Genomic DNA, 18,256 nt, shown 5'->3' with positions numbered 1-18,256 from the left:
GAGGAATTTGCCTGATGGACCGTTACGTCGTTTTTGGTAACCCGATCGCCCACAGCAAATCGCCGGTGCTGCACCGTCTGTTTGCCGAGCAAACCGGGCAGGCCATGCAGTACGACACCCTGCTGGCGCCGCTGGATGATTTTACGGGTTGCGCCACCGCGTTTTTCACACAAGGACGCGGGGCAAATGTCACCGTGCCCTTCAAAGAGCAGGCCTACCGCTTTGCCCATCAGTTGAGCGCTCGTGCGCTCCGGGCTGGCGCGGTGAACACCCTGAGCAAACTGGCCGATGGCCGTGTGCTAGGTGACAACACCGACGGCGCCGGGCTGGTGCGTGATTTGACGGTCAATGCGGGGTTCAGCCTCAAGGGCAAGCGCATCCTCATTCTGGGCGCGGGCGGCGCGGTGCGTGGCGCGCTGGAGCCGATTTTGGCGCAAGGCCCGGCCTCAGTGACCATCGCCAACCGCACGGTCGAAAAAGCCGAACAACTGGCCGAACTGTTCAGCGACCTTGGCCCCGTGGCCGCCAGTGGTTTTGACTGGCTGCGTGAACCGGTCGATCTGATCATCAACGCGACATCGGCCAGCCTGGCCGGTGAAGTCCCGCCCATTGCCAGCAGCCTGATCGAGCCAGGCAACACCCTGTGCTACGACATGATGTATGGCAAAGAGCCAACGCCGTTTTGTGCGTGGGCCACCGAACACCGCGCGGGGCAGGTCATGGACGGCTTGGGAATGCTGGCCGAACAGGCCGCAGAAGCCTTCTACCTGTGGCGCGGTGTGCGCCCGGACACGGCCCCCGCGCTGGTGCAATTGCGCCGGTTGCTGGCGCTGTAAAGCACACCTCAAGCCTTGGCATCGTCTTCAACAGGTACTCATGCAACGCATCAAGGGCTATCACGCTCACCTCTACTTCGACGCCACGACCCTCGACCAGGCGCGCGCCCTCGCTGAAGAAGCCACGCGCCTTTTCAAGCTGCAAATGGGACGCGTCCACGAAAAACCGGTCGGCCCGCACCCCGATTGGAGCTGCCAGTTGGCATTTGGCCCTGAGTTGATCGGCGTGGTCTTGCCGTGGCTGGCGCTGCATCGCAACGGGCTGGTGGTGTGTTTACACCCTGAAACGGGCGACGACCTGCTGGATCACACCGAGCATGCGATCTGGATGGGGGCGATTCGGCCGCTGGATTTGTCGGTGTTCTGAAACGTGAGGGCAACATCAATTTATGAGTGAATAAATGTTTTTAAGAAGTGTCTGACACTAATCAGAACATATTTCTTGTGGTTTTTTTGGTAGGTGAGTCTAGGTTTAACAATTGTATGATCCATCATAATAATTATAAGACTATTTATGACAACTACATTACCTCCTATCTATGTAACGGCATATCCAGAATTTAATTCCGGAGGTCAGTATTCCCCCTCAGTGCCAGCCCTTAACTCTGGGCAGAGCTTCCCTCGTGGTTTGCCAAATCCGGTTGCTGTGTCATTGGAGTCAAGAATCAACAATTACGCGGGACCTAATTACTTGGAAACTTTTCAAGAAGTAGTGAAGCCTTTTGGGTGGCATTTATATGCAAAAATAGAATTAAAGGCATTATCAGATGTGCGCAGAAGGTGGCGATTTGAGTATGGTTCTAAACAAGATTGTCCGTAATTTGAAAGCGTGCCAGCAAATCAATGAAAACATAATCAAATACCCGACCAAAGGTAGAGTCTTTTCAGGCGGGCCCCTAACGGCGTTGCACGCCCTTCAGCACGCAATAGACGGGATGGGAGAAACCGTAAGTTTTCCCATCAATAACATTGGATTGAAGGTGAATTTATCGCAGATTTCTGATGTGATGAACGCAATTCACAGCGCTAACCCAGTTGGGAAGAGCACGCTAGACGTAAAGTTTCCCTATAACGTGACAAAGGACAGTGTTTCTTCTGGGTTGGTATTAGGGAATATCACTTTACGAATTGTAGGCCAAGTGGACAAATATGCCAGCGGTAGTTGGTCTTTCAATGGCGCAATACGAGCATTTAACGATAGATATGATGCGAATCCGTCGAATCATCGTAATTGGTTAGGCGAAACACTCACTTCAACTCTTGGTAAAGTTATGCAATATGAATACACCATAGAAATGCCAGGCGAAATTTCGGTAAATATGGTAGGTCAATAATTGATAGGCTTGAGATTGAAAGAACCGTGATGACATTGTTGGAGAACGTTACGGTGAGTTGACAGCGCGAAGTAAAATGGCAATTTTAAAACGTGCTACCCTTGGAGTGGAAAAATGTGAAATGCGCTGGATTTTTACTAAAGAGTTATACTGCAATTCCCTAGTGCTAAAAAGAGCGTGGAATATTTAAATGAATCTGTTTAAAACCTCAATTGCTTCTATTTTTTTATTCGGGATTGCGTGCTTTTGTTCGTTTATGGCAACCCACGACGTGGCTGAAAATCCTTCAAATCTTTCAGACACAACAGGTGTTCCTGCAGTAATGACTTACGTTGCAATACTACTCTGTATTGGGTTTGTTGCAGTTTTGATGGCAAGCTTGGGAGTACTTATTTCTACCCGGATCGCCACCGCTTCATATAAGTTTAAAGTAATAGTATTTCTGCTCTTTAATAGCTTGTTGGTAATGACCTCCTTGCTGGGGATTTTAATACTTTCCGGGTACACACTTGACACATTTTTCAGTGTGCTGGGTGGGGCGATTTACGTGATGGTAATCGCTCTCGTGGTAATTTCGGTACCAAGAAATGTCTAAACGCTCAAAAAAGTACGCTCGATCATGAGTTTTCATGCACCACCTAATCGCATGATCGAACGCTCCTAAGCTGATTGCTTTTTGAACAGTTCGTGGCGAAGATTTTTCTTTTTTTTCAGCGTCGAAAACGCGTCCTTCCTGAGGCACCCGCATCGCGCTGATAGGCCCTTGTGACAACGGCTGAACGTTGATCATGGCCATGTGTCATACCTTGCCATGCGCTAACGTATTAGGCGTGAAGGCGTGGTCAGCGATTAGTTCTAAAAGGCCATCTATGTTTAACTTGAATCCTCGTTCAACTTAAAACGGTGGTCCGCTGCCCGCTCACAACAGGAGGCTTACCTTTGCCGAACCCGCTCTTTTTGCTCACGTTTTACCTCTATAAGGTGCACATCCGATGAGTGTACCGCTGACGTCCGAGACGTCTCCCATCCGCATGAACCCGCCGGTTTTCTACTTCGCGGCGATCTTTATCCTGATCTTTGGCGTGGTGGTGATTGCCATGCCCGCCGCGGCCGGTGAATGGCTGCTGGCAGCACAAAACTGGGCGGCCAATACGGTCGGCTGGTACTACATGCTAGCGATGACTCTGTATCTGATCTTCGTGGTCGTCACCGCCTTGTCCGGCTACGGCAAGATCAAGCTCGGTGCCGACCACGACGAACCTGAGTTCAGTTACCTGTCCTGGGCGGGCATGCTCTTCGCCGCCGGGATCAGCATCACGCTATTTTTCTTCTGCGTTTCAGAACCCCTGACGCACATGCTCAACCCGCCGCAAGGCCCGGCCGGTAACGCCGAGGCTGCGCGTCAGGGCATGCAGTTGCTGTTCTTGCACTGGGGCCTGCACGGCTGGGGTGTGTTTGCGTTTGTCGGCATGGCGCTGGCGTACTTTGCGTACCGCCACAACCTGCCGCCGGCGCTGCGCTCGGCGCTTTACCCGCTGATTGGCAAGCGTATCAACGGGCCTATCGGCTACGCCGTGGATGGCTTCGGCATCATCGCCACGGTGTTCGGTCTGGGCGCCGATATGGGCTTTGGGGTGCTGCACCTCAATTCTGGCCTCGACTACCTGTTTGGCATGCCGCACACCCAATGGGTGCAGGTGGGCCTGATCACGCTGATGATGGGCGCTGCCATTTTGGTGGCGATTGCTGGCGTCGATAAAGGCGTGCGGGTGATGTCCGACATCAACATGCTGCTGGCCTGCGCCCTGCTGCTGTTTGTGCTGTTTGCCGGGCCGACCCAGCATTTGCTCAACACCCTGGTGCAAAACATCGGTGACTACCTCGGCTCGCTGCCGACCAAGAGTTTCGACGTGTACGCCTACGACAAGCCAAGCGACTGGCTGGGTGGCTGGACCGTGTTCTATTGGGCCTGGTGGATCGCATGGTCGCCGTTTGTGGGCCTGTTCATTGCGCGCATTTCCCGTGGCCGGACCATCCGTGAGTTCGTGTTTGGCGTGCTGCTGATCCCGTTGGGCTTCACCCTGGCGTGGATGTCCATCTTCGGCAACAGCGCCATCGACCAAGTGCTCAACCACGGCATGGTTGCCCTAGGCCAGTCGGCTATCGACGACCCGTCGCGCACCCTGTACTTGCTGCTGGAAACCTACCCGTGGAGCAAAACCGTGATCGCCGTGACGGTGTTCATCAGTTTTGTGTTCTTCGTGACCTCGGCCGACTCCGGCACCGTGGTGCTGTCCACCCTGTCGGCCCGTGGCGGTAGCGCGGACGAAGACGGTCCGAAATGGCTGCGCGTGTTCTGGGGGGCGATGACGGCGCTGGTCACCAGTGCGCTGTTGTTCTCCGGCAGCATTGATGCACTGAAGTCGGCGGTGGTGCTGACCTCGTTGCCGTTCTCGTTGATTCTGTTGCTGATGATGTGGGGCCTGCACAAGGCGTTCTATCTGGAGTCGCAGAAGAAAATCGCGCAAATGCACTCACTGGCACCGGTCTCGGCTTCGCGCCGCGGGCGTGGCGGCTGGCGTCAGCGCTTGAGTCAGGCCGTGCACTTCCCGTCTCGTGACGAGGTGTACCGTTTCATGGACACCACCGTGCGCCCGGCGATTGAAGAAGTGAGCGCAGTGTTCCTTGAGAAAGGCCTCAACGTGGTCACCCAGCCCGACCCGGCCAACGACAACGTCAGCCTTGAAATCGGCCACGGTGACGAACACCCGTTCGTGTACCAGGTGCAGATGCGCGGCTACTTCACCCCGTCGTTCGCCCGGGGTGGCATGGGGCCCAAAGAGCTGCGCAACCGCCGTTACTACCGCGCCGAAGTGCACTTGAGTGAAGGCAGCCAGGACTACGACCTGACGGGCTACACCAAAGAGCAAATCATCAACGACATCCTCGACCAGTACGAGCGCCACATGCAGTTCCTGCATTTGGTGCGTTGATGGCCACAAGCCCGCCCGCCATGGGCGGGCTTGTGGTTGGGCGCGCGCTAGGCCTTGTTGCTCATCAGCAGGCAACGCGGGGTCGGCCAGCTCTACGGACCTTTCCCTGACTGTTGTGGGATCAGGCTTGCTCGCGTTTGCCCCCATTGTGATGGCCGTTACGGGCTGCCTATAGTCCGCGCCGTCGCTGAATTTTCAGCGATCAGGTGTGCAAGCCTGTCCCTACCGATTCCAACTTTCCATTTCGCTTGCTAGGCTCCGCGCCTGCAACTGGCGTTATGGCGGTTGTGCGCGGGAGACCCCAGGGTCTGCCGGGTGGGTAGGTAACCGGTCTTGCACACCCGCGCACAGCTGCCACCCTCTTTCTGCGGTAGCGGGTTGGGGCGTTGGCCCCTCCTTAGGCCTCGCGAACACGTCCCCTGCCTCGATTATGTGGCGACCGGGCTTGGTTCCTTCGACTCCTTGATTTTGTACCAGGCCACGTACAGCGCGGGCAGGAACAGCAGGGTCAGCAAGGTGGCAGAGATGATGCCGCCAATCATGGCGTAGGCCATTGGCCCCCAGAACACTTCGCGGGCAATCGGGATCATGCCCAGACTGGCGGCCGCAGCGGTAAGCAAGATCGGCCGACGACGGTGTTCAGTCGCCTGCACCACGGCGTGCCACGGGTCGTAGCCGTCGCGCTCGAACTGGTCGATCTGTGTCACCAGAATCACCGAGTTACGAATGATGATGCCCACCAGCGCCAGCACCCCGAGGATCGCCACAAAACCCATGGGCGTGCCGGTCGGCACCAGCGCCAGCACCACGCCGATCAGCCCCAACGGCGCGACGCTGGCCACCAGAAACATCTTCTGCACGCTCTGCAACTGGATCATCAAAAAGGTCGCCATCAAAAACAGCATCAACGGCACCACGTGTGCGATCGGGCCTTGCGCCTTGGCGCTTTGCTCCACCGTGCCGCCGGTTTGCAGCGTGTAGCCACGCGGCAGGTCGGCCGCAAACTTATCAATCGCTGGTTTGAGGTCGGCTACCAGATCGGTCGGCTGCATGCTGCCGCGTACCGAAGCCTTGAGGGTCAGGGTCGGGATGCGGTCACGGCTCCAGATCAGCGGTTGCTCCAGTTCGTAACGCACCGAGGCAAAGGCCAGTAGCGGGATAGAGGTGCCGCTCGGGGTAGTGATTTGCAGGTTAAGCAGGGTTTCCGGGGAATCGCGCTCGGTGCCCACCGCCCGGCCGACAATGTTGATCAAATAAATGTCGTCTTTGACCTGACTGACCGCCGCGCCGCTGACGATGCTGTTCATCACGCGCGCCACGTCTTCGGATGACAAACCGTACTGGCGCGCTTTGTCCTGAGCAATGTCGATGCGCAGGACTTTGCCCGGTTCGTTCCAGTTGAAGTTGATTTCGCCCACGTTCGTGTTGGCATCCAGCACCGTGGCCAGATCAATCGCGTGTTTACGCACCTGATCGATGTTCGGGCCGCTTACCCGGTATTGCAGCGGCTGCCCCACGGGAGGCCCCAGTTCAAGGGTGTGGACGAAGGTGCCGACGCCCACAAAATCGTCGCGCAGGCGTTTTTCCAGTCGCGCCATCAACGCATCGCGGCTCTCAAGCCCGGTGCTGACGATCACCAGTTGCGCAAAGAACGGGTTTTGCAATTGCTGGTCCAGCGGCAGGTAGAAACGGATCGCCCCTTCGCCGATGTAACTGCTCCAGCGCACGATGTCCGGGTCGCCCTTGAGGGTGTCCTCAAAGCGCTGAGTGACCTTGAGGGTTTCAGCGATGGACGCGTTTTGCGGCAGGTTCAGATCCACGAGAATTTCAGGTCGGTCCGACGACGGGAAGAACTGGTTCTGCACCAGCCCCAGGCCGAACACCGACAGCACGAACATCAGCACGGTGGCGCCAATGGTGAGCCACCGATGGCGCATGCACCACAGCAGCCCCGTATCAAACGCGTGGGCCAGACGGCCGGGCTTCTCGGGCTTGGGTTTGACCTTGGCGCTGAGGATATGCACGCCCAACACCGGCGCGAACAGCACCGCTACCACCCACGAGACCAGCATGGCGACGGCAATCACCGCGAACAGGGTGAAGGTGTATTCGCCCGCCGAGCTGTTGTTGAGCCCGATGGGCACGAAACCGGCGACCGTCACCAGCGTACCGGTGAGCATCGGGAAGGCCGTGGAGTGGTAGGCAAACGTGGCCGCCTCCTCCTTGCTTTCGCCCATTTCGAGCCGCGTAATCATCACCTCCACGGTAATCATCGCGTCGTCCACCAGCAGGCCGAGGGCGATAATCAGCGCACCCAGCGACACCCGCTGCATGGCAATGCCAGCAAACTCCATGAACACAAACACCAGCGCCAGCACCAGCGGGATGGAGATGGCCACCACCAGCCCGGCGCGCAGGCCGAGGCTGATAAAGCTCACGCCCAGCACGATAATCACCGCTTCGAACAGCGCACTGGTGAAGCCGCCCACGGCCACTTCAACCACCTGGGCCTGGTCCGACACCATGTGTACGTCCACACCCAGCGGCAGCTCGGCGGTCAGGTCTTCGATGCGTTGTTGCAGTTGCTGCCCGAACGCCTGAATGTTGCCGCCATCGTTCATGGCGATGGCGAGGCCGATGGCGGGTTTGCCGTTGTAATGAAACATCGGCTCGGCGGGGTCAACGTAACCCCGGCTGATTTCAGCAATGTCCGCCAGGCGATAGAACCGGTCATTGACCCGCAGGTTGACGGCTTCGAGGTCTTCAGTGGTGTGGAATTGCCCGGAGGTGCGCACCGACATGCGCTCCGGCCCCGCTTCGATCACCCCGGCCGGGGTCACGGCGTTTTGTGCTTGCAGGCTTTGCAGCACTTGCTGCTGATCCAGCCCCAGCGCTGCCAGTTTGCGAGTCGAGAAGTTCAGGTAGAACGTTTCGTCCTGTTCGCCAATGGTCATCACCTTGCCGCGATTGGGCACGTCGCGAATCCCGGTGCGCACGTGCTCGACGTAGTCGCGCAGCTGGCGCATGGTGAAGCCGTCGCCGGTGAAGGCGTAAATCGTGCCGTACACATCCCCGAATTCGTCGTCGAACCCCGGGCCTTGAATGCCTTGGGGGAAGTCGCCGCGAATGTCGTCGATCTTCTTGCGCACCTGGTACCAGATCTGTGGGATCGCCTTGGCCTCGGTGGTGTCCTTGAGGAACACGAACACCGTGGATTCACCGGGTCGGGTGTAGCTTTGTACGTAGTCCAGGGAGTCGAGTTCTTCGAGTTTTTTCTCGATCCGGTCGGTGACCTGCAGCATGGTTTCATCGACCGTGGCGCCCGGCCAGCGGGTCTGGATCACCATGGTTTTGATGGCGAAGCTCGGGTCTTCGGCGCGCCCCAGGTTCATGTACGAAAAGATCCCGGCAAGCACCGAGACGAACATCAAATACCAGACAAACGACTGATGCTTCAGGGCCCACTCGGACAGGTTGAACTTCTTCCCATTCATTGCGAGCTTTCCTTATCCAGTCTGACGTTCTGTCCGGGCGTGAGGCTGTTGACCCCGGCGATGACCACTTTGTCGCCGCCTTTAAGGCCGCCGCTCAACAGCGCCGTGTGTGCGTCGCGGCGCAGCACGGTGACCTCGTGCGGGCTGACGGTGTGCGAGGGCGTGTCAATGATCCATACGCGGGTTTTGCCGTCGGTTTCTTGCAGGGCGGTGACGGGCAGCTCGAAATGCTCGGCCATCGGGCTGCTGACCGTCACGCTGATCGAACTGCCCAGGCGGAACGCGGGTGGCGTCTGATCCAGTGTCAGGCGGGTACGCCGGGTGCGGGTGGCGCTGTCAGCCTGTGGGGCGATTTCCCGCACACGGGCGGTGGTTTTCACGTTGGGATCGAGCTGCCCTGCCACTTGAAATTCGATGCCTTTGGGCAACGCCTCGGCCAATGGCCCCGGCAGGTCGATCACGGCTTCCTTGATTTCGGGGCGGGCCAGCGTGACGACCTCTTCACCGATGCTCACCACTTGGCCCGCTTCGGCCTTCCAGTCGGTGATGACGGAGTCATGGTCAGCGCGCAGGTTGCAGTAACTGAGTTGGTCTTGCGCCTGATTGACCGCCGCCACGGCCTGTTGCATGGACGCGGCGGTGGTTTTCAAGTCGGCCTGGGCGGTGTCGAGTTGCGCCTGGGCGCCGACGCCACGGTCGAACAGTTCTTGCTGGCGCCGGGCGTTGGCCTGCGCGTTGATGAGCTGTGCCTGCACCTTGGCCAGATCGCCTTGCGCCGAACGCAGTTGGTTCTGCTGATCGGTGGGGTCGAGGTTGGCCAGAATATCGCCCTGTTTGACCACCGCGCCCACGTCGTAATACCGCCGCACAATGCGCCCCGGCACACGAAAGCCCAACGTGCTTTCGTAGCGGGCTTCGATCGTGCCGGCAAAGCGGCCGAAGTGTTCCGTCAGCTCGGGCTGGACCACCACGAACAGCGCGGGGCGCACCGGCTCGGGGGCTTTTTCTTCAGAGCAACCGACCAGCAGGGCGGCCGCCAGGGGCACCATCCACAGAGGCTTCATAGTTGAGTGCCCCCGGCTGGCGTGGGGGCAATTTCGACCTGCATACCGGGGTGCAACAGTTGTCCGCCTGCGACCACCACATGCTCTCCGTCTTTGAGGCCTTCATTGATGATCACGCTGCCGGTCAGGTAACGCCCGACCTTGACCCGTTGCAGGCGCACGTTGTTAGTGCCGTCCACCAGCCACACGGCGGGCTCGCTGACGTCTTTGGTCAGCGCCGACCAGGGCAGTTCGATGCTGCGGCTCGGCGGCGGGGTCAGGTTGACGGTGACAATCGAGCCCAAATCCATGCCCTTGGGCAGTTCATCGAGCTGCACCTTGATTTGCAGGGTGCCGCTTTGGGCGGCCACGGTGGGGGTGATTTCGCGGATCTGGCCCTTCACCTTGATCTGCGGGTTGCTCAACAGCGTGACCTGCACGGTCGGGTCTTTGGGCGGTTCGATAAACAGCGACTCGTAGACGTTGAACACCGCATCCCGGGCGCCGTCGCGGGCCAGGGTGAAAATCGGCATGGTGGCCTGTACCACTTGCCCCACTTCGGCCTGCCGCGCCGTGATGACGCCCGGCGCTTCGGCTTCGAGGTTGCTGTAACTCAACTGTTCGCGGGCGTTGGCCAACTGCGCCTGAGCGGCGGCCAGCGCACTTTGCGCGCTCTGTTGGGCGGCGTTGGCGGCATCGTATTCGCTTTGGCTGGTATAGCCTTTTGGGAGCAGTTTTTGCTGACGAATAAATGCGGCGCGGGTCTGCACCACTTGCGCCTGCTGGGCACTGACGCTGGCCTGAGCCGTGGCGACCTGGATTTTCAAGTCTTTGGGGTCCAGGCGCGCCAGCACTTGATGGGCCTGAATGTGATCGCCAACGTCCACGCTGCGCTCGATGATCTTGCCGCCCACGCGGAAGGAAAGCTGGGTTTCGACCCGCGCCTGAATGTCACCGCTGAGTTGAATCGGGGGAGCAAATTCGCGCGTGTTCACTTGCTGTACATACACCCGTGGCGACAGAGGCTCTTTGGGGGCTTCTTTACCGCACGCGGTCAGCAATACCACCAGGCTGACGCCCAACATACCCCTACTTAGTGGACCAGCCATGCAGGCTCCTTTGCGTGATGCTGTTTTAGCTGACGATACGACTGACAGCGTAGAACAGGGTTCAGTGTCCGTGGGATTCTATGTGTGGTGACAGGTAATCATGTTTGTTTCTTTGTAGGAAGTCACCCATATGAAAGCCGCTGGCGTTGACCCGTTAGCGCGTTATCCATCGATGGGAACACATGATGGGGTGGGTGATTCGGAGGGCGGCGGGACTTTCCGGGAGGGCAGTGCGCAGATTAAAGGGTGCTTCGTCTGATCTTTCCAGCGGTCGTCTGGATCTTGGCCAGCTCTTTCAACACATGATTCTGTCTTTCCATATTTCTGACAGAGTCCTGAAAAACCTCCTCATGGGGCGGTGCTGAAGGCTCAGGGCGAGCCCCTGCCGACGAAGAGGATCTGGAGACGCTTGCTGATGAGGCGGGCGTAGCGCTGTTAGACACGGATGATCGGGTTCCGAAGCCCTGTTGGATTTCATTAAGATCATCGAGGGTATCCACATAGGCCGCCTTGGCTTTTGCCAGTCTGGCCTGTCTGGCCTGTTGGCGCATCGCTTTCCAGCCGAACGCGTTAGCACCAATACCTGCCGCTAAACCCAGTGCCGAGAGGCCCAGCGTTGCCCAAAGCAGTGCATTATCGTCATCCCCCTCCCCCTTGGATGTCACCACCTGCCGGCTCAAACCGATGGCACTGGCTATTATTCCCACTGTTGTACCGGTGACTTTCGCCACGGCAGCGACAGAGATGGGTTTCTTTTTCAGGTTTTTGAGTGCGCTCCAAAACCCGATACCGGGCACGGCCCCATTGATGCCGTTACCCAAGGCGAGTGTTCCGAGTGCTATAGAAAGAATAGCGTCCAGGGGCATTCGCCCGCTGGGGTCTACCCGATTCACCGGGTCCCCTTTGCAATAGGCATAGGCGTTGATCCCCCCCGCACTGAACGGGCTTAACCGGTCCGGACTGTTGAAGCGCATGAGCACGGGGTTGTAGGCCCGATGGCCATTGCCGAGCAGATAGTGCCCGGTAACAGGGTCAGGCAATTCTCCGTTAAACCCCAACAGACTCTGCTGGCCATGTTGAGCTGATGGATAGCCATAAGGGCCATACCCTGACGCGTGACTGCCGCCAGCACTGAGCGTGTGCAAAACGCTGCGTTGCACGTTGGTCGCCAGCAGTTGTGCGCCGGTGGTGTCTGCCGTTGCCAAGAGTTGGTTTTGATAGTGAAAGACCGACTGACCCTGGTCGCCCTGCAGCCGCGTACTTAAACGCTCACGGTTATAAAAGTGCTGCACGGACGGGGTGGTGTCCACTTGGTTGGTGATCAGGCGATCCAGAGGATCGTAGCGATAGCGGACGCAGGTCATAGGGTGTGCTGGCTTGTTTTAAAGACCTGCAGCATTCACCTTAAAACACACGTCGCCTACCTATCGATGTTGCTAGGGTGTGTGACAAACCATAAAAAACGCCGACGCTGTGCAAGCCGTCGGCGTTTGCGGTGACGCGGCGCGGGTTAAAACGCGGGCAGCACGGCACCGTTGTATTTCTTCTCAATGAACGCTTTGACTTCAGGGCTGGTCAGGGCTTTGGCCAGCTTCTGGATCGCTTCGCTGTTCTTGTTGTCAGGGCGTGCCACCAGGTAGTTCACGTAAGGCGAGTCTGAACCTTCAATCAGCAAGGCATCTTTAGCCGGGTTCAGGCCTGCTTCCAGTGCGTAATTGGTGTTGATCATGTCCAGGTCGACCTGATCCAGCACCCGCGGCAGCATGGCGGACTCAAGCTCTTTGAACTTGAAGTTGTGCGGGTTTTTGGCGATGTCTTTCGGCGTCGCGACGGCGTTGGTCGGGTCTTTGAGTTCGATCAAGCCGGCCTTTTGCAGCAGGATCAACGCACGGCCACTGTTGCTGCCTTCGTTAGGGATCGCGATGGTTGCGCCGTCTTTGAGTTCGGCCAGCGATTTAACTTTCTTTGAGTAACCGCCAAACGGTTCAACGTGAACGCCGATCACGGTTTCAAGGTGAGTGCCTTTCCCTTCGTTGAAGCTCTGCAAGTACGGCAGGGTCTGGAAATAGTTGGCGTCCAGACGCTTCTGATCGACCTGCACGTTGGGTTGCACGTAGTCGGTGAAGACTTTGATGTCCAGGTCCACGCCTTCTTTGGCGAGGGCCGGTTTGATCAGTTCAAGGATTTCGGCGTGGGGAACCGGGGTTGCAGCCACCACCAGTTTCTCGCCAGCCTGTGCCAGGCCTGCCGTCAAAGCAGCCGCCAATGCGGTAAACAACAGAACCTTTTTCATGCAATGCCCCTACGTACGTGGCCGTTCGAATGACGGCTTGATTTGGATGACGGAGCCGACAATACCGAGATTCTTTATTCCCTAATAATAATTTTTAATCTGGCGCTTATATCAATTGGTTATTTACAGTCTCGGTTGAGGCACGCGGCGGCGCTGGCCCTACCGCAGCCACTCTTTGAGCGCCGCCCGTTCCTGTTCGGTGGCGCCCTTGATGAACCGTTCGATCTGGCTCAGCGCATCCGGCAGGTTCAAATGCTCGGGCTGGATCTCCTCACCGGCACTCACCAGCAACGCAAAATGGATCACGTTCTCCAGCTCGCGGGTGTTGCCCGGCCAACTGTGGCGCTCCAGTACACGCTGTGTGCTGTCGCTGATAAAAGGCACGCTCAGGTTCAGCCGCTGGCTGTAGATGCCTAAAAAGTATTCGGCCAGCGACAGAATATCCCCCGGCCGTTCGCGCAAGGCCGGCAAGTCCAGCCGTCCTTCGCTCAAATAGTGATACAGCCGTTCATGGAACTTGCCCGCCGTGACCGCCTGCGCCAGATCGATGCTGGTGGCGGCCACCAGCCGCACATCCACCGGGTTGGGTTGATGCGCGCCCACGCGGGTGACTTCGTGGTTTTCCAGCGCGGCCAGTAGTTTGATCTGAATCGCCAGCGGCAAATCCCCGATCTCGTCCAAGTACAAGGTGCCGCCATTGGCCGACCCGAACCACCCAGCGCGACTGCTGGCAGAACTGCTGTGGGCCCCGGCGGCGTAACCAAACAGCTCGGCGTCGGCGTAGGTCGGGCTGATTGCGCCGCAGTTCACCGACACGAACAAACCGGTGCGGTCGCTGGCGCGATGGATGTGGCGGGCCAGCAGTTCCTTGCCGGTGCCGGTCTCGCCCCGGATCAGCACGGGCAGCGAGCGCGGCGCCAACAGTTCGAGGTCGTTGCGCAATTGGCGTGAGCGCGGGTCGACAAACACCAGCGCCTTGGCGCGAATGCTCAGCGGGCTTTTTTCAGCGTCGGGAAACGTCAGCAGCGGCTGACCGAAAGTTTCATGCAGGCTCATGGCAGGCTCCCGCCCGCCGCCGCAGGGAGGGCGCGGGCGTTACAGAAAAATCATGCGCGGCGCAGGGCGTCGTGCTCTATGCGGGTTTGCAGGCGATACAAAAAGGCGAAACCTTGCTCCCAGCGCTGATGCCCGGACTTGACGTTGATGTGCCCGGCGCCGCTGATGATCCCGATCTCCGCGGCCCACTGGCGGGCAAACTCCATCGCCCTGGGGGCGCTCACGGCCGGGTCGTTATCGGAACTGACGATCTGGCTCGGGAACGGCAAAGGCCGCGTTGGAATCGGTGCAAAGTTACGCAGGGCGGGCGCACAGGCCGGGCGTTCGACATCGGCCGGCGCCACCAGCAGCGCGCCACGCACCTGGCTCAACAGGCTGGCAGGTGCCCGCTCGGCCCAATGCGCCACGGTGATGCAACCCAGGCTATGGGCAATCAGAATCACCGGCGTGCTGTCGGCGGCAATCGCTTCGGCCAGCGCCGCGATCCAGTCTTCGCGACGTGGCGTCAACCAGTCAGCCTGTTCCACACGGGCACCGTTGGGCAGGCTGTTCTGCCAGTGGGTTTGCCAATGATCGTCGGACGAACCTTGCCAGCCCGGCACTATCAGATAGCGAATCGACTCGTTGCCCATGGGTGTGCGCCTCCTGCTTGGGTGTGTTACCGGGTCAGTATAGGGACGGCTTTTAGATTCGCTAAGGAATAAGAAGCTATTTATTAATAACTAAAACTGCTTAGCAGGCGCGTTTTGCTGCGCTGTGCACGGATTTCAGCGCGCCGTTATCACCGACACTTTGGTAATGCCCGCCCGTTCAATGGAGGCCATGGCCCGCGCCACTTCGCCGTAGTTCACCCCTTCATCGGCCTGTAACTGCACGCGGATGTCAGGGTCTCGGGCCTTGGCGCCTTGCAGGTTGAACTCTAACCGCGCGGGCTCAACCGGGTCTTTGTCGATGAACAGTTGCCCCGCGCCATTGATGCTCACTACCACCGGGTCTTTTTGTGGCGCCGGGGCCACGGCGTCGGTCTTGGGCAGGTTGATCGGGATGGCGTTGGTCAGCATGGGCGTGGTGACGATGAACACCACCAGCAGCACCAGCATGACGTCCACCAGCGGCGTGACGTTCATCTCGCTCAGCACTTCGTCGTTGTCCTGGGTTGAAAAAGACATGTCAGGAGGCCTCCTTCACAGGGTGCGCGGCCGTTTTGCGGGCTGCCGGATGAATCAGCACCCGGAACGCACTTTTCTGCGCCAGGCTGTAGAAGTCGTGCGCGAAGTCGTCGAGGTCGGCCGCCGTCAGCTTCAGGCGTCGCAAAAAGTAGTTGTAAACCAGCACCGCAGGCACGGCGACGGCAATCCCCACGCCGGTCGCCACCAACGCCGCACCAATTGGCCCGGCCACGGTTTCAAGGCTTGCCGAGCCCGCGATGCTGATGCCTTTCAAGGCTTCCATGATCCCCCACACGGTGCCGAACAACCCCACGAACGGCGACGTGCTGCCGATGCTGGCCACTATCGCCAGGCCGCTTTCCAGCGAGCGCCGTTCACGCACGATTTGTTGGCGTAGTGCGCGTTCCAGGCGGTCCTGATGGTTGATCGCGTGGCTCAGGTCGTCGACCTGAGCGCCCTCGCCCACCTGAATAGCCGCATAACCGGCCTGCGCCACGCGGGCCGCCGCGCCGGGATAACTCTCGCTCAGTTCGGCGGCCGCCTCCAGGCTTGAAGCGGCCCAGAATCGCTTATGGAAGGCACGGTCCTGGGCCTTGAGCCGTGAGAACTGCACGCCTTTAATCAACGCCAGGCCCCACGTGGCCAGCGAAAAAATCACCAACAGCCAAATGACGGCGCTTTCAATCGATGCGAGGGGGGATGCCAATAAGGTCATGGTCGATACGCTCTCTAAAAAAGGGGGACAGGCAATCAATGAATCTTGAAATCAATCGGCACGCTGACCCAGCCAACCTGAGCGACATCGCCCTGCTTGGCCGGGACAAAGCTCCAGCGTTTAACGGCGTTCAGCGCAGCGTCATCGAGCTGTTGGCGCCCGCTGCTTTTCTGAACCTGAATCTCGCCCGGTTTTCCGCTGGCCAACACCTGAACCCGTAGCAACACTGTGCCTTCCCAGCCACGGCGCAACGCCAGCGAGGGGTACTCGGGCGCCGGGTTTTTCAAATACCCGGCGTTGGCCGAGGCCGGCGTGACCGGTGCAGGCGCCGGGGGAGCGGGCGGTGATGGCGGCGCGACAGGCTGTGGTGTTTGCGGCGCGGGCGTTGCAGGCGCAACAACGGGTTTGGCCACCGGTTTGGGTTTGAGTTTGAGTTTGGGCTGAGGGGTTGGCAGCGGTTTGGGCGGTGGCGGTTTGCTCGCCAGTGCGTCTTCCACCGGCGGCGGTTCAACCACCGGTGTCGCGGGCGCGGGCTCGGGCGGTGCTGGCTGTACCACCGGTGGCGCCGGTCGGGAAAACTCAATCGTCATCGGCGGCACCTCGGGCGGCACAATCGGCAGCGCAGGCGCGGGGTTCAGGCTGACCCACAGCAGCACCCCGCCGTGCAGCAACAGCGCCACCACCGCCAGGGCCCATGCTTCTCGACGGCGCAGCACTGCCGTGGGCGCACGCTGCAAACGCAACTGGCCCAACGGCCGCCGGTACGCCCGACCCAGGTTCAGCAGCTCGGCGCCGGGCACCGTTGGCCACGTCTGTTCGGCGGTCTGGAGATTGCCCATGGTCTGACTCCTGCGCGCTTAGCGACTGGCGTTGGTCGGTTGCAGCACGGCCGAGGGCGCAAGCACGGCGGTCTGCTCGCGCGGCGTGCCTTGTGGCACCCAGTCGTAATTCACCGGCAAGGCGCGGTACACCCAGTTACTGATCGCTTCGCTGCCCGGTGCCTTGCCCAGGTAAGGGCTCACGTACTCCCAAACGATGTCCCCGTGGCGCGTGACCTGAAAGAACCGCCCGTTCATGCCCTCATCAATCAACGTATTGCCGTTGGGCAAGCGACGCGCGCTGCTGATGAACGAGCTGTAAAACGCCCAGCCCGGCTGTGTGGAATCGGCCGCGGTGTATTGCCAGACGATTTCTCGGGTTTGAGGATCGATTTCCAGCACCCGCGAACCGCTGATAAGGCCCAGCGTGGCAGACGGGTAACCCGCCGATCCCTGGTTATCGAACACCAGCACATTGCCCGCGCCGGGCAGCCCGGCCGGGATGAGGTGCGCGTCATGCTGGCCGACGAACTGGTCCACCGGGCGAGGCAGTGCCTGACTGGTTTTGGGGTTGATGGCAGGCAGGTTCGGGCCGAGGCTCCACACCACCTTGCCGCTGGATTTATCGAGGATGGCGATGAAGTTGGCGTTGCGTGAGTCGATCAGCAGGTTATCGGGCGCGAAGCGCTTGTCGCCGGCGTCGAACCACTTGTTGGGGCCAACGACACTCAGGTTATTGATGTGCAGGTAGTCTGGGTTGGGCGTGGCGTACACCAGTTTTAACTGTTCGGGGGTGAAGCCAAACTCATTCAAATGCTCGGACGCCAGCCATTGCCAGGTCACTTCCCCGTCGGGGCTGACTTCATAGATCGCGTCGTCAATCACCTGTGGCACCTTGAACCCGGCCACCGCATGCACCTTGTTTGCCAGCACCAACGTGTTGCCGTTGCTCAAGCGCCGTTGATCGTGATGCTGCTGCGCCGCGCCACCGGGGGCCTTATCGCCCCACTGCCAGATCACGTTGCCGTGCCAGTCCAGCTCGCCCACGCTGCGGTTGCCCAGCCCGTTGCCAGCCGAGCCCAGCGCGCCGGGGGCCTTGTCGCTGAGTTGCAACAACACATGGCCGCGCTCGCCGCCCACCAATGTCGGGTCGATGATCGCAGAGGGAAAGCCCGCGTGTGGCCACGTTTTCACGGCGTTGCCGTTCATGTCGATCAGGTGCGTTTGCTTATCGGCACCGCTGAAAATGACGTACTGGTTGTAGGCTTTGGCCGGGTCATAACGGGTTACGCCGGTGGGGTACACGCTGGGCGCGGCGTGCGCGACAGCACTGAGCAAGCTGCCGGCAATTAACAACGACACCACAGAAGAGAGGGTTTTCATCATGAATGTCCTG

Annotated in this window: 16 protein-coding genes; 5 read left to right on the top strand and 11 right to left on the bottom strand. The window is 59.3% G+C overall.

Features of this window, described 5'->3' with window-relative positions; all coding sequences use genetic code 11:
* The first annotated feature begins 14 nt into the window (after positions 1-14).
* The 5 genes from aroE (at position 15) to betT (ending at position 5,163) form a co-directional block, all read left to right on the top strand.
* Positions 15-836, top strand: coding sequence for a shikimate dehydrogenase (gene aroE / locus TU74_RS04185; RefSeq protein ID WP_047296409.1), 822 nt, complete (start codon positions 15-17; stop codon positions 834-836).
* 40 nt (positions 837-876) lie between these two features.
* Positions 877-1,203 carry a DOPA 4,5-dioxygenase family protein gene (locus TU74_RS04180; RefSeq protein WP_048375244.1) on the top strand — a complete coding sequence of 109 codons (327 nt, stop codon included), beginning with the start codon at positions 877-879 and terminating at the stop codon, positions 1,201-1,203.
* A gap of 400 nt (positions 1,204-1,603) precedes the next feature.
* Entirely contained in the window at positions 1,604-2,170 is a 567-nt protein-coding gene (locus TU74_RS04175; protein ID WP_241485539.1) for a lipid II-degrading bacteriocin, read from the top strand.
* 190 nt (positions 2,171-2,360) lie between these two features.
* The gene (locus tag TU74_RS04170) at positions 2,361-2,765 is read left to right on the top strand and encodes a hypothetical protein (protein WP_143517933.1); all 405 of its coding nucleotides are present in this window, start codon (positions 2,361-2,363) and stop codon (positions 2,763-2,765) included.
* Positions 2,766-3,201: 436 nt separating this feature from the next.
* On the top strand, positions 3,202-5,163 hold the full coding sequence (betT, locus tag TU74_RS04165; RefSeq protein ID WP_088500180.1) for a choline transporter BetT: 1,962 nt from the start codon (positions 3,202-3,204) through the stop codon (positions 5,161-5,163).
* 428 nt (positions 5,164-5,591) lie between these two features.
* Here betT and TU74_RS04160 read toward each other — a convergent pair whose 3' ends face one another.
* The 11 genes from TU74_RS04160 to TU74_RS04110 form a co-directional block, all read right to left on the bottom strand.
* A complete protein-coding gene (locus TU74_RS04160) occupies positions 5,592-8,657 on the bottom strand; it encodes an efflux RND transporter permease subunit (RefSeq protein WP_048375238.1) in 3,066 nt (1,021 codons plus the stop codon).
* Entirely contained in the window at positions 8,654-9,721 is a 1,068-nt protein-coding gene (locus tag TU74_RS04155) for an efflux RND transporter periplasmic adaptor subunit (RefSeq protein ID WP_048375236.1), read from the bottom strand. The genes TU74_RS04160 and TU74_RS04155 overlap by 4 nt, the downstream gene beginning before the upstream one ends.
* Positions 9,718-10,809, bottom strand: coding sequence for an efflux RND transporter periplasmic adaptor subunit (locus TU74_RS04150; protein WP_048375234.1), 1,092 nt, complete (start codon positions 10,807-10,809; stop codon positions 9,718-9,720). Before TU74_RS04150 ends, TU74_RS04155 begins: the two co-directional genes overlap by 4 nt.
* Positions 10,810-11,048: 239 nt before the next feature.
* Positions 11,049-12,173, bottom strand: coding sequence for an RHS repeat-associated core domain-containing protein (locus TU74_RS23045; RefSeq protein WP_053069957.1), 1,125 nt, complete (start codon positions 12,171-12,173; stop codon positions 11,049-11,051).
* Positions 12,174-12,319: 146 nt separating this feature from the next.
* On the bottom strand, positions 12,320-13,102 hold the full coding sequence (locus tag TU74_RS04140; protein ID WP_047278933.1) for a MetQ/NlpA family ABC transporter substrate-binding protein: 783 nt from the start codon (positions 13,100-13,102) through the stop codon (positions 12,320-12,322).
* Between the two features lie 159 nt (positions 13,103-13,261).
* Entirely contained in the window at positions 13,262-14,158 is an 897-nt protein-coding gene (locus tag TU74_RS04135; RefSeq protein WP_048375232.1) for a sigma 54-interacting transcriptional regulator, read from the bottom strand.
* A gap of 50 nt (positions 14,159-14,208) precedes the next feature.
* On the bottom strand, positions 14,209-14,790 hold the full coding sequence (locus TU74_RS04130) for an alpha/beta hydrolase (RefSeq protein ID WP_048375230.1): 582 nt from the start codon (positions 14,788-14,790) through the stop codon (positions 14,209-14,211).
* 135 nt (positions 14,791-14,925) lie between these two features.
* On the bottom strand, positions 14,926-15,327 hold the full coding sequence (locus TU74_RS04125) for an ExbD/TolR family protein (RefSeq protein WP_048375229.1): 402 nt from the start codon (positions 15,325-15,327) through the stop codon (positions 14,926-14,928).
* A 1-nt stretch (position 15,328) separates the two neighbouring features.
* A complete protein-coding gene (locus tag TU74_RS04120) occupies positions 15,329-16,042 on the bottom strand; it encodes a MotA/TolQ/ExbB proton channel family protein (RefSeq protein ID WP_047278925.1) in 714 nt (237 codons plus the stop codon).
* Positions 16,043-16,077: 35 nt separating this feature from the next.
* Positions 16,078-16,881, bottom strand: coding sequence for an energy transducer TonB (locus TU74_RS04115; RefSeq protein ID WP_048375227.1), 804 nt, complete (start codon positions 16,879-16,881; stop codon positions 16,078-16,080).
* Between the two features lie 18 nt (positions 16,882-16,899).
* Positions 16,900-18,243 carry an aryl-sulfate sulfotransferase gene (locus TU74_RS04110; protein WP_048375225.1) on the bottom strand — a complete coding sequence of 448 codons (1,344 nt, stop codon included), beginning with the start codon at positions 18,241-18,243 and terminating at the stop codon, positions 16,900-16,902.
* Positions 18,244-18,256: the final 13 nt, after the last annotated feature.

It is taken from the genome of Pseudomonas lundensis (assembly GCF_001042985.1).
Lineage (GTDB): Bacteria > Pseudomonadota > Gammaproteobacteria > Pseudomonadales > Pseudomonadaceae > Aquipseudomonas > Aquipseudomonas lundensis.
This window is presented reverse-complemented; position numbering and strand designations above follow the sequence as displayed.